Here is a 12,203-nt window from a genome sequence, read left to right on the forward strand (position 1 = left end):
CCTTCCCGTGGCATGACCGTCACGGGAAGTATGGCGTGCCGGGGCGCACGGGGAGCGGTCAGCCGTCCTGGACGAGGCGGGCGTCGTGCACCAGCAGCGCCACCTGCACCCGGTTGTTGAGCCCCAGCTTGGTGAGGATGCTCGACACGTGGGTCTTGACCGTCGGCACGCTGAGGAAGAGCGAGGCCGCGATGTCGGCGTTGGACCGGCCCTGGCCCACGGCCACCGCCACCTCCAGCTCACGGGCGTTGAGCGACGCCAGCCGCCCGCGCGCCCGGTCCGCGCGGGCCTCGGCGTCGTTGTCCCCGACACGCTGCACCAGCCGCCGGGTCACGGTGGGGGAGAGCACCGACATGCCCCGCGCCACCTGGCGGACCGACTCCACGATCTCCGCCGGAGGGGTGTCCTTGAGCAGGAACCCCGCGGCGCCCGCCCGCAGCGCCCGCAGCACGTGCTCGTCGGCGTCGAACGTGGTCAGCACCAGCACCTCCGGCGGGTCCTCCAGGGCGCGCAGCCGCTCCGTGGCGGTCAGCCCGTCCACCGTCGGCATCCGGATGTCCATCAGGACCACGTCCGGGGAGTACCGCGAGACCAGGTCCAGGACCTTGCCGCCGTCCTCCGCCTCGGCCAGCACCTTGATGTCCGGGGCCCCGCCCATCATCATCACCAGTCCCACCCGGACCAGTGCGTCGTCGTCGACGATGACCACGCCGATGTCCCGGGGGTCGCGCTGCGCCTCGCTCATCCGGCCCACGGTAGCCAAGCGGACAGGCGCCAGCCACCACCGGGCAGCGGTCCGTGTTCCAGGCGGCCCGACAGCAGCGACACCCGCTCGGTGAGGCCCACCAGCCCCTGGCCGTCGGAGCCGGACCGCCGCTCCTCCACCGGGGCGCGGCCGTTGCGGACCTCCACGGTCAGCCCCTCCCCGGGCGCGCCCCGCACCGACACGCGGGTGTCCGCCCCGGGGGCGTGCTTGCGCACGTTCGTCAGACCCTCCTGCACGATCCGGTAGGCGGTGCGCCCCGCCCGGTCCGGGACGGTCCCCTCGTAGTCCTCGGTGAAGGCCACCCGTGCTCCGGCCTCGTCGGCCTCCTCCACGAGCTGGCGCAGGTCCGCCATGGTCGGCTGGGGCAGCTCGCCCACCGGGGCGCGCAGCACGCCGATCACCTCGCGCAGGTCCTGGAGCGCCTGGTGGGCGCTCTCCCGGATCACCTTCGCCGAGCGGGCGATCTCCCGGGGCGGGGCGTCCGGCCGGTACTCCAGCGCGCCCGCGTGCACGCTGAGCAGCGACAGCCGGTGCCCGAGCACGTCGTGGATCTCCCGCGCCATGGCCTCGCGCACCTGGTGCTGGGCGTGCTCGGCGCGCAGCTGCGCCTCCGTCTCGGCGTGCACCGCGCGCTCGCGCAGCGACTCCACCAGCTCCCGCCGGTGGTGGATGCTCAGTCCCCAGCCGATGACCGCCCCCTGGATCGCCACGCCCAGCAGGAAGGCCACCAGGGCGGGCAGGTGGGGGTCGGGCAGCAGCAGGGTGCCCAGGCCCACCGAGGCGATCCCCAGGCCGAAGACCGCCAGGCTGACCTTGGGCGGCCGGTGCAGGGCCAGGGAGAACAGGGCGATGAGCAGCGCTCCGGTGGCCAGCTCGGTCAGTACCGAGAGCGCGACCAGGGCCACGGCGATCTCGACCGGCCGGCGGCGGCGCCACCACAGGGACACGCAGCCGGCCAGGGTCGCCACCCGCTGGGCCGCCTCCCACCAGGTGGGCTGGCCGGGCACGGTGATCGGTGCGGCGTCGCCGGTCGGCGGGCCCGGCGGCGGGAAGTCCAGGACCGCCGTGGCCGCGAAGACGAGCGCGAGCAGGAACATGGAGAGATCCACGATCCAGTCGCGCACATCCCTTTTGTACGGCCCGCCGTCGGTGTTCATATCAGCGCGAGTCTATGTTCCGGCAGGCCGCGGGGGTGCGCCCCGCGGCGGGGACGATACCGATGGCGGTGGCCTTCCCTACTTCGGTCGCCGTCCGCGCGGTTATCGTCCACTTCCGTCGCGGCCGTGGGTACCGTGGAGTCGATGAGCACTCTGGTGACCGGAGCCACCGGCATGGTGGGCCGACGCGTCCTGACCGAGCTGAAGCGGCGAGGCCTGCCCGCCGCCGGTGCCTCGCGCACGTCCGAACGGCGCCTGGACTGGACCGACACCTCCAACTGGCCGCGGGTGCTGGAGGGCGTCTCGGGCATCTTCGTGGTCACCCCGGTGGGCATGGCCCTGGGGCACCGGGTGTCCGCGTTCCTGGAGCGCGCCGCCGAGGCCGGCGTGGAGCGGGCCGTGGTGATGGCGGCCATGGGCACCGAGCACGCGCCCTCCGACTCCGACCAGCGGGCCGCCGAGTTCAAGGCCAAGGAGCTGTTCGGCCGCGTGACGGTGCTGCGCCCCAACTGGCTGTTCCAGGACTTCACCGAGGGCACCTTCGCCGGGCTGGCCCGCTCCCGCAACGGCCGCCTGGAGCTACCGGTCAAGCGGCGCACCGAGATCAGCTTCGTGGACGCGCGCGACGTGGCGTCCGCCGCGGTGGAGTCCCTCGTGGGCGACCACGGCGGCAAGGAGTACACGCTCACCGGCCCGCAGCCGCTGACCGTCGGCAACGTGGTGCGCTGGACCAGGGGCACCGACAGCCCGGTGTGGCGGTTCAAGCCGGTGGACGAGTCGCGCTTCTACTTCCGCGCCACCGACAGCGGCTGGGGCGACCGCTACACCGACACCCTCAACGAGCGCTTCGCCGCGGCGGTCCGCGGCCGGGCCGCGGAGGTCACCGACGACGTCCGCGCCGCCCTGGGGCGCGAACCCATCCCCCTGGCCCGCTTCGCCCGCGAGTCCACCCTCTGACGCGCCCCGGACAGGGGAGGACGCCCGGCCCCCCACTGTTGCGGAGCGGGGGCCGGGCGTCCGGTCCGTCGGCTACTTCTTGAGCAGCTGGCGCGCCATCACCAGGCGCTGGATCTGGTTGGTGCCCTCGTAGATCTGCGTGATCTTGGCGTCGCGCATCATGCGCTCCAGCGGGAAGTCCTTGACGTAGCCCGCGCCGCCCAGCAGCTGCACGGCGTCGGTGGTGATCTCCATGGCCGCGTCGGAGGCGTAGCACTTGGCCGCCGCGCCGAAGAAGGCCAGGTCGGCGTCGCCGCGCTCGGACTTGGCGGCGGCGGCGTACACCATCTGGCGGGCGGTTTCCAGCTTCATCGCCATGTCGGCCAGCATGAACTGCACGCCCTGGAAGTCGGCGACGGCCCGGCCGAACTGCTTGCGCTCCTTGACGTAGGCCACGGCGTGGTCCAGGGCGCCCTGGGCGATGCCGACGGCCTGCGCGCCGATCGTGACGCGGGTGTGGTCCAGGGTGCGCAGCGCGATCTTCAGGCCCTCGCCGGGCTCGCCGACGATCCGGTCGCCGGGGATGCGGACGCCGTCGAAGAACAGCTCGCGGGTGGGGGAGCCCTTGATGCCGAGCTTGCGCTCGGGCTCGCCCAGGGTGAAGCCCGCGTCGTCGGCGTGCAGCACGAACGCGGTGATGTTGCGCCCGCGCGGCCCCTCGGGGTCGGTGACCGCCAGGACCGTGTAGTACTTGCTGACGCCCGCGTTGGTGATCCACGACTTCTGCCCGTTGAGGACCCAGTCGTCGCCGTCGCGCACGGCCTGGGTGCGCATGCCCGCGGTGTCGGAGCCCGCCTCGCGCTCGGACAGGCCGTAGGAGAACATCGCCTCGCCGGAGGCGACCTCGGGCAGGTAGCGGCGCTTGACGTCCTCGGAGCCGCCCAGGATGACCGGCATCGTGCCGAGCTTGTTGACCGCCGGGATGAGCGAGGACGACGCGCAGACGCGGGCGACCTCCTCGATGACGATGCAGGTGGCCAGCGCGTCGGCGCCCACGCCGTCGTACTCCTCGCCGATGTGCGGGGCGTGGAAGTCGGTGGCGACCAGCGCCTCCAGGGCCTGCCGGGGGAAGGCGCTCTTCTCGTCGACCTCGGCCGCGTGCGGGGCGATCTTGTCCTCGGCGACGGCGCGCACGGCCGCGCGCAGCTCCTCGTGCTCCTCGGTGGTCTTGAACAGGTCGAAGTCGCTCATCTGCGTTCCTCCGCGGGAGGGGCGCCCTCCCCCGATCGTTGGCACTCGGTGCCCTCGTGTGGCATTTAGTGTCAGAGTAGAGGGTGGAGGGTGCGAAGTACACCGCCGGGAGTCGGATACCTTTCGGGGGTTCCGTCCGAGGGGGAGGGGTGGCGATGGTCCGCGAGAGGCCGGGCACCGGGGGCGCGACCGCCCGCGTGCCCACCCGGGACGTGGTGCTGGCCGCCGTCCGCCTGTTCACCGACCACGGCTTCGAGGCCACCACGATGGACGACGTCGCGGCGGCCGGAGGGGTGAGCCGGCGCAGTCTGTTCCGCCGGTTCGGCACCAAGGAGGACATCCTCTTCGCCGAGCACGACGAGCTGTTCGCCGAGGTCTCCCGGCACCTGGAGACCGCCCCCGGCACGCCCCTGGACGCGGTGTTCTCGGCCGCCCGCCTGGTCCTGGACGGATACCTGCGCGATCCCGAGGTCACCGTGCCCCGGTACCGCCTGGTCCGCGTCCACCCCCGGCTGCGCGACCGGGAGGTGGCGATGACCGCCCGCTACCAGTCGGCGTTCAGCCGCTACCTGGCCGCCCGCGGGGGCGGGGGAGCGCCCGAGGAGCGCTCGCTGGCCGCCGGAGCGGCCGCCGCCGCCCTCATCGCCGCCCACAACCACGTGCTCCGCGGCTGGCTGCGCGACCCCGGGCAGGAGCCCGCGCGGGTCTGGGAGCGCTACGACGCCGCCATGGCCTTCGTCCGCCGCGCGGTGGGCCCGATGCTGCACGCGGACGGGGAGGCCCCCGCCCGCGAACGGGTCGTGGTCGCGGTCTACCCGGCCGACCTGGGGCGCGACGAACTGGTGCGCCGCCTGGCCGCCGCCGTCGACGAGGCGGGCCCCCGGGGCTGACCGGTGGTCGGGGCGCCTCCCGGGCGCGCGTAGGCTGGGACGGTTGGTCGGCGGGAGAGAACCAAGAGGCGAGCGCGCATGAGTGTGGACACGACGGGTGCGACCCGGCACGAGGCGGAGGTCTCGGAGGAGGCCCGCCGACGGCGGACGTTCGCGGTCATCTCCCACCCCGACGCCGGAAAGTCGACGCTCACCGAGGCGCTGGCACTCCACTCGTCGGCGATCACGTCGGCCGGAGCCGTCCACGGCAAGGGCGACCGCAGGGGCGTGACCTCCGACTGGATGGACATGGAGCAGGACCGCGGCATCTCCATCACCTCGGCCGCGCTGCGCATCGACTACGAGGGCCGCGTCCTCAACCTGCTCGACACCCCCGGCCACGCCGACTTCTCCGAGGACACCTACCGCGTGCTCTCGGCGGTGGACTGCGCCATCATGCTGCTGGACTCGGCCAAGGGCCTGGAGCCGCAGACCCTCAAGCTCTTCGACGTGTGCCGGGCGCGGCGGATGCCCGTCATCACGTTCGTCAACAAGTGGGACCGCCCCGGCCGCGAGCCGCTGGAACTGCTGGACGAGATCGAGCAGCGCATCGGCCTGCGCCCCACCCCGCTCAACTGGCCGGTGGGCATCGCGGGCGACTTCCGCGGACTGGTGGACCGCGACAGCGGCGTCTACACCAAGCTGACCCGCACCCCGGGCGGTGCGACCAAGGCCATCGAGGAGGCCGTGGACACCGACCGGGCCGCCGAGGTCGAGGGCGAGGCGTGGGAGAGGGCCCGGGAGGAGCTGGAGCTGCTGGAGGCGCTGGGCGCCGACTTCGACCGCGAGTCGTTCCTGACGGGGAAGTCGTCCCCGGTGCTGTTCGGCGCCGCCCTCACCAACTTCGGCGTGGGCCGGCTGCTGGAGGCCGTGGTGGGCCTGGCGCCGGCCCCGGCGGCCAAGGGCGACGTGAACGAGCGGCCGCGCCCGGTGGAGGCCCCGTTCTCCGGCCAGGTCTTCAAGATGCAGGCCAACATGGACAAGAACCACCGGGACCGGATGGCCTTCGTCCGGGTCAGCTCGGGGCGGTTCGACCGGGGCATGGTCCTCACGCACGCGGCCACCGGCCGCCCGTTCGCGACCAAGTACACCCAGGCGGTGTTCGGCGCGGACCGCTCCACCATCGACACCGCCTTCCCGGGCGACGTGATCGCCCTGGTCAACGCCCAGGCGCTGAAGGTCGGTGACACCCTGTACGACGGCGCCAAGGTGGAGTTCCCCGCGATCCCGAGCTTCGCGCCGGAGCACTTCGTGGTGGCGCGGGCCAAGGACGCGGGCAAGTACAAGCAGTTCCAGAAGGGGATCGCCCAGCTCGACGCCGAGGGCGTGGTGCAGGTGCTGACCTCGGACGTGCGGGGCGAGCAGGCCCCCGTGCTGGCGGCGGTCGGACCGCTCCAGTTCGACGTCGTCAAGCACCGCATGGAGCAGGAGTTCCGCAGCCCCGTCGAGGTCTCCCCGCTGGAGTACTCGGTGGCCCGGCGCACCGACGAGGAGTCGGCGCCCACCCTGCACGCGCTCTCGGGTGCCGAGGTGCTGCGCCGCCGCAACGACGGGGAACTGCTGGTGCTGGTGCACAACAAGTGGCGGCTGCGGGTGATCGAGCGCGACCACCCCTCGCTGTTCATGGAACCGCTGCTGGCCGGCGGCGTCGTCGAAGACGAATAGCACACCTCCCTTCGATAGCCCGGACCGGGGCGTGGAAATGGCGCCCTTCTCGCACGGCCGGCCCTCGGTGCGGCGGACACGCGCGCGAAATCGGCCGCGTCCGCCGCGACGGGTGTGAACTCCCGTTCCGCGGGCACACTCTTTGCCCATCCGCGGCGGCCCAGGAAGCGCCCCGCGCCGCGGGGCGGGGGACGGCTCCCGCGGCAGAGGCCAAGATCACCGCACGGGGGGTACCCCGCGTCAACGCCCGTGATCAGGGCGAAGGTACTCTGATAGCTGGCCGCTAGGGCGCGTTCGGACAGCTGATCGCACTCCGCCTCGTCCGGGTATGTCCAGATATGTGAAGGACTCCCGGGCGGCGTGGTTCGTGCGGTGTCCGGGGTGTTCAGGGGACCGGCACAAGGGGCGTCGCCGCACCGGGGGAGAACCCCGCGGGTGTCCGGCGACGTCTCAGGGCGATCACGGAGTAAACGACATCTGGCAAAGATTGTAAATCTTCACCTCACGGTAATTCTGCTCACATCTGGGTATGTGTTGCATGTCACCTGTCCGTGAATCGGTGAAACTTATATGATTTTGCTTAATCGTCGTTTAACAAAACAGAACAATAACGAGTGAATCAAGAACGTGGCGGCGGACCGTCCCGCGTCTGACGCACCTCACGTATCCCCCGCCTGGAAAGGTTGACCTCGGGCATGAGCGAAGACGACAAAGAGCGCACGGTGGAGCTCCACTACGAGGGCGGCGTGCTGAAGCTGCCGGTTTTCACCGGCACCGAGGGTGAGCAGACCATCGAGCTGAAGACCCTGCTGGGCTCGACGGGCATGACCACCCTGGACCCGGGGTTCGGCAACACCGCTTCGTGTAGCTCGAAGATCACCTATATCGACGGCGCCGCCGGGATCCTCCGCTACCGCGGGTACCCGATCCAGGACCTGGCCGTGGGGAGCACCTTCCTGGAGGTCGCCTACCTGGTGATCTACGGCGAGCTGCCCGAGCCCGGCCAGCTCAAGGAGTTCTCCGACAAGCTGCGCGAGAACGCCGACATCCCGGCGGAGATGGGCGCGTTCCTGGACGCGATGCCCCGCAACGGGCACCCGATGGCCCTCCTGGCGAGCGCCGCCAACACCCTGTCCGCCTACTACGCGGACAGCGTCGACCCCTCCGACGAGGCCCAGGTCGAGCTCGCCACGATCCGGCTGATGGCCAAGCTGCCGACGATCGCGGCCCGCATCTACCGCAACTCCGTCGGCGCCGAGCCGATCGGCCCGGACGACTCCCTCGGCTACGTCGAGAACTTCATCCGGATGACCTTCGGCGACGACGCCGCCGCGGGCGAGCTGGGCGACCTCTTCGGCAAGGCCGTGGACCTGCTCCTCATCCTGCACGCGGACCACGAGCTCAACTGCTCGACCGCCACCGTGCGCACGGTCGGCTCCTCGCAGGCCGACATCTTCGCCAGCGTCGCCGCGGGCATCAACGCCCTGTCCGGCCCCTCCCACGGCGGCGCCAACCAGGCCGTGCTGGAGATGCTCGACGAGATCCGCGAGTCGGGCGTCACCGTCGCCGAGTTCCTGGAGCGCGTCAAGGCCCGCGAGGTCCGCCTCATGGGCTTCGGCCACCGGGTCTACAAGAACTTCGACCCGCGCAGCAAGGAGATCAAGGTCCTCGCGACCCAGATCCTCGACCGCCACGACGACCCGGACGAGCTGTTCGCGCTGGCCCTCGAACTGGAGGCCGCGGCGCTCGCCGACTCCTACTTCACCGAGCGCAAGCTCTACCCCAACGTCGACTTCTACACCGGCGTCATCTACCGGGCCATGGGCTTCCCGACCAACATGTTCACCGTGCTGTTCGCGATCGGCCGCCTGCCCGGCTGGGTCGCCCACTACCGCGAGCAGCTGCACGACCCGGCCTTCCGGATCGCGCGCCCGCGCCAGCACTACATCGGCTCCGCCGAGCGCCGCTACCCGGGCCAGGGCTAGAACCCGGCTGGAGCGCACGCCCCGCCCGCCCCGTCCCCGGACGGGGCGGGCGTCTTCGTCGTCCGTGCGCCCTCACTATCCTTACCGGCACAGAACCGTCCCTTTCCGAGTATTTTGCGGATGCTCTGCCGTTCGCGTGCGACTTTGAGGGAAGTTGCAGGGTGCGCCCCTCTCCGACAGGGGCGTGCCGGGGAGGTGGGGCGACGATGATGCGGAACATGATGGCGGGGGAGATCCTCGGGGCCATGAGCCGGAACTGGTGGACGGTGGTCCTGCGAGGGGCCGCCGCGATCCTCTTCGGCCTGATCGCCCTGATCTCGCCCGGACTGACCACGGTCGCCCTGGCGATCGTCTTCGGCGTGTACGCGCTCGTGGACGCCGTGGTGCTCGGATACGCGGCCTACCGCGCGGCCCCGGGGACGCGCGCCCCGCTCGTCGTCCAGGCGGTGCTCAGCGCCCTGATGGGCCTCATCGCCCTGATCTGGCCGGTCGCCGCGATCATCGCGCTGGTCTTCGTGATCGGCGTGTGGGCCGTCATCACCGGTGTCGCGGAGATCGTCACCGCCGTCCGCCTGCGCGCCCACATCAGCTCCGAGTGGCTGCTGATCTTCGCCGGGGCGCTCTCCGTCGTGTTCGGCCTGCTGCTGTGGTTCTGGCCCCTGGCCGGGGCCCGGGCGATCGTGTTCGTGGTCGGCGTCTACGCGCTCATCTTCGGTGTGGTCATGGTCGTGGCCGGATTCCGGCTGCGCGGCGCCGCCGACACGATCGCGGACGCGGACCGCATGGACGCCGCCGACATGTCCGGGATGCCCGAGGAGCCGGTGAGCCCCTTCGACGAGGGGTACTCCGAGGGCTACCGCGAGGGGTACCGCGGCGACCCGAACGCCTCGGCGGAGCCGACCGGCCGGGACGCCGACGGCACCGGGACGGCGCGCCGCGCCAGCGGGCGCCACCGCGCCCCCGGCGAGCGGGGCGAGCCCGGCGACGCGGACACCGACGGCTGACGGAGCGGGCCCTCAGGGCTCGCGGACGACGAGGGGGCCGCAGCGGTCGACCTGGCTTCCCGGGACGACCGACGCGGCCTTCTCGCGCTGCCAGGCCGCGAAGCGGGGCGAGGCGCGGTGCGCCTCCAGGGCCTCCGCGTCGGTGAAGACCTCGCACACCCAGAAGAGGTCGGGGTCGGCGGCGTCGGCCGTCACGTCGAAGCGCAGGCAGCCCGGCTCCTCGCGGACCGAGGCCGCTGCGTGCCGGGAGATCCCGGAGACGAACGCGTCGCGGCGGCCGGGCCTGACCCGCACCGAGATGACCAGGGACACGGGGACTGCGGGCACGGGTCCTCCTCGCGCGGGGGAAACGGGTGCCCGAGCCTACGGCCCCGGCCCGGCGGCGCCGTCGCCGGGGCTCGGCTACCCTGGTCGCATGCACCTCCAGATCTACGGCTAGGAGCGGGCGTCGCCGACGCCCCCGGCGCCGCGGCCCCTCGACGGGCCGGGCGCCCCATCGCCCTACCCGTGGAACGCACTCATCTGGAGAGGTCCGACGATGAACCGTCGCGCCCATATCGCCATGGTCGGAGTCCCGGCCGTCAGCCACACCCTGCCCAGCCTGGAGATCCTCCGCGAGCTGGTCCGCAGGGGCCACCGCGTCACGGTCGCCAACGACCCGCTGGTGGCCGACCTCATCACCCCCACCGGGGCCGAACTCGTCCCGTTCACCACCACGCTGCCCACCGGCGACGAGGAGTGGCCGCAGGACCCCGTCGAGGGCATGGACGTGTTCCTCGACGACGCGATCAACGTCCTCCCCGTCATCGGGGACGCCTACGACGCGGACCGGCCCGACCTGTTCCTCTACGACATCGGGGGGTACGCCGCCCGGGTCCTGGCCCTTCGCTGGGGGATCCCCAGCGTGCAGCTGTCCCCGACCTACGTCGCCTGGGCCGACCACGAGGCCACGGTGGCGGCCTGGCTGGCCCGTCAGCCCGGCGCCGCGGAGCACTTCGCCAGGTTCGACGCCTGGCTCGCCGAGAACGGGGTCACCGGGCTGGACCACACCACCTTCGCCGGACGCCCCGACCGGGCCCTGGCGCTGATCCCGCGGGAGATGCAGCCGTTCGCCGACACCGTCTCCGACACGGTCACCTTCGTCGGCCCCTGCCCGGGCGACCGGGCCGACCAGGGGGAGTGGCGGCGCCCCGCCGGCGCGGAGAAGGTCGTCCTGGTGTCCCTGGGGACCGCCTACACCGACCGCCCCGGGTTCTACCGGGCCTGCGTCGAGGCGTTCGCCGGGCTGCCCGGCTGGCACGTGGTGCTCCAGATCGGCCGGTACACCGACCCGGCCGAGCTGGGCGAGGTCCCCGCCGGCGTCGAGGTGCACCCCTGGGTGCCGCAGCTGTCGGTGCTGCGCCAGGCCGACGCCTTCGTGACCCACGCGGGGATGGGAGGCGCCTCGGAGGGGCTGTACTGCGGCGTCCCGATGATCGCGGTGCCCCAGGCCGTCGACCAGTTCGACAACGCCGACCGCCTCGTCGGGCTGGGGGTGGCCCGGAGGCTCGACGACCGGTCCCAGGACCCGGCCGCCCTGCGGTCGGCCCTGCTGGAGCTGACCTCCGACCCGGAGGTCGCCGCCCGCCTGGCGGACATCTCCGCCCGCCTGCGGAGCCAGGGCGCCTCGTACGCGGCCGACCTCGTCGAGGCCGAACTCCCGTAGCCCCCGTCCCCCTGCGCGGGGCGCGTCCCGGCCGTGCGCCGGGGCGCGCCCCCGCGCGCCCCCGCCGACCCCGTGGAGGGAACACCCATGGACCACCTCGTCGTCGTCACCGGAGGACCCGGCTCCGGCAAGACGACCCTCATCGACCACCTGGCCGGGCTCGGCCACGCCCGCACCGAGGAGGCGGGCCGGGCGGTCATCCGCGACCAGCGGGAGATCGACGGGCCCGGCCTGGCCTGGCGCGACGACGCCCTGTTCGCGGAGCTGATGCTGGCCTGGGAGATCCGCTCGCACCGGGAGGCGGCGGCCCTGCCCGGCCCGGTGTTCTGCGACCGCGGCGTGCCCGACACGGTCGGCTACCTCCTGCTCCGCGGACTGCCGGTGCCCCCGCACGCGGAGGCCGCCGCGCGCCGCTTCCGGTACCGGCCCACCGTCTTCGTGGCGCCGCCCTGGCCGGAGATCTTCACCGGGGACGCCGAGCGCCACCAGTCGCAGGAGGAGGCCCGGCGCACCTACGACGCCATGCTGGAGGTCTACCCCCGGTTCGGCTACGCACCGGTGGAGCTGCCCAGGGTCCCCGTGGCGGAACGGGCCCGCTTCGTGCTGGAGACGCTGGCGGAGGAGGATCCGGGTTCGGGTCACCGAACGTGACCCTTTCGTGCATGCTCTTTTGTGGGACCGGTGACGCCGGATCCCGGAGGGGGTGTATTCGGTGGGGGTGCACGCAAGTGTCGGTAGTGTCCGTTCACGGCCGTAAAGGGGGCCCTCTCTTGTGGTCGGCGGGGCCCACCGCCAGACTCTTCTA

General features: G+C 72.5%; 11 protein-coding genes. 7 read left to right on the plus strand and 4 right to left on the minus strand.

The window, feature by feature from the left end; translation table 11 throughout:
* Nucleotides 1–58 precede the first annotated feature (58 nt).
* The gene (locus tag BUE45_RS19430) at nucleotides 59–745 is read right to left on the minus strand and encodes a response regulator (RefSeq protein WP_178378583.1); all 687 of its coding nucleotides are present in this window, start codon (nucleotides 743–745) and stop codon (nucleotides 59–61) included.
* Nucleotides 742–1,923 (minus strand): sensor histidine kinase, encoded by a 1,182-nt coding sequence (locus BUE45_RS19435; RefSeq protein WP_073380785.1) that lies wholly within the window; start codon nucleotides 1,921–1,923, stop codon nucleotides 742–744. Before BUE45_RS19435 ends, BUE45_RS19430 begins: the two co-directional genes overlap by 4 nt.
* A gap of 144 nt (nucleotides 1,924–2,067) precedes the next feature.
* On the opposite strand from BUE45_RS19435, the gene BUE45_RS19440 reads away from it, so the two are divergent.
* Nucleotides 2,068–2,880 carry an NAD-dependent epimerase/dehydratase family protein gene (locus BUE45_RS19440; protein ID WP_073380786.1) on the plus strand — a complete coding sequence of 271 codons (813 nt, stop codon included), beginning with the start codon at nucleotides 2,068–2,070 and terminating at the stop codon, nucleotides 2,878–2,880.
* A gap of 72 nt (nucleotides 2,881–2,952) precedes the next feature.
* Here the strand turns inward: BUE45_RS19440 and BUE45_RS19445 are convergent, their stop codons facing one another.
* Nucleotides 2,953–4,110, minus strand: coding sequence for an acyl-CoA dehydrogenase family protein (locus BUE45_RS19445; RefSeq protein ID WP_073380787.1), 1,158 nt, complete (start codon nucleotides 4,108–4,110; stop codon nucleotides 2,953–2,955).
* Nucleotides 4,111–4,265: 155 nt separating this feature from the next.
* Between BUE45_RS19445 and BUE45_RS19450 the strand changes: the two genes are divergently transcribed.
* From BUE45_RS19450 to BUE45_RS19465, 4 genes are all read left to right on the plus strand, one after another.
* Nucleotides 4,266–5,000 carry a TetR/AcrR family transcriptional regulator gene (locus BUE45_RS19450; RefSeq protein WP_073380788.1) on the plus strand — a complete coding sequence of 245 codons (735 nt, stop codon included), beginning with the start codon at nucleotides 4,266–4,268 and terminating at the stop codon, nucleotides 4,998–5,000.
* A 78-nt stretch (nucleotides 5,001–5,078) separates the two neighbouring features.
* Nucleotides 5,079–6,704: a peptide chain release factor 3 gene (locus BUE45_RS19455; RefSeq protein ID WP_073380789.1), complete on the plus strand. Its 1,626-nt coding sequence runs from the start codon at nucleotides 5,079–5,081 to the stop codon at nucleotides 6,702–6,704.
* Nucleotides 6,705–7,399: 695 nt separating this feature from the next.
* On the plus strand, nucleotides 7,400–8,689 hold the full coding sequence (locus BUE45_RS19460) for a citrate synthase (RefSeq protein WP_073380790.1): 1,290 nt from the start codon (nucleotides 7,400–7,402) through the stop codon (nucleotides 8,687–8,689).
* A 206-nt stretch (nucleotides 8,690–8,895) separates the two neighbouring features.
* The gene (locus tag BUE45_RS19465; RefSeq protein ID WP_073380791.1) at nucleotides 8,896–9,693 is read left to right on the plus strand and encodes an HdeD family acid-resistance protein; all 798 of its coding nucleotides are present in this window, start codon (nucleotides 8,896–8,898) and stop codon (nucleotides 9,691–9,693) included.
* Between the two features lie 12 nt (nucleotides 9,694–9,705).
* On the opposite strand, the gene BUE45_RS19470 is transcribed toward BUE45_RS19465, so the two are convergent.
* A complete protein-coding gene (locus BUE45_RS19470) occupies nucleotides 9,706–10,020 on the minus strand; it encodes a putative quinol monooxygenase (protein ID WP_073380792.1) in 315 nt (104 codons plus the stop codon).
* Between the two features lie 211 nt (nucleotides 10,021–10,231).
* On the opposite strand from BUE45_RS19470, the gene BUE45_RS19475 reads away from it, so the two are divergent.
* Entirely contained in the window at nucleotides 10,232–11,398 is a 1,167-nt protein-coding gene (locus tag BUE45_RS19475; RefSeq protein WP_073380793.1) for a macrolide family glycosyltransferase, read from the plus strand.
* A gap of 87 nt (nucleotides 11,399–11,485) precedes the next feature.
* Nucleotides 11,486–12,049, plus strand: coding sequence for an AAA family ATPase (locus BUE45_RS19480; protein ID WP_073380794.1), 564 nt, complete (start codon nucleotides 11,486–11,488; stop codon nucleotides 12,047–12,049).
* The last annotated feature ends 154 nt before the right edge of the window (nucleotides 12,050–12,203 follow it).

Source organism: Nocardiopsis flavescens (assembly GCF_900141985.1).
Taxonomy (GTDB): domain Bacteria; phylum Actinomycetota; class Actinomycetes; order Streptosporangiales; family Streptosporangiaceae; genus Nocardiopsis; species Nocardiopsis flavescens.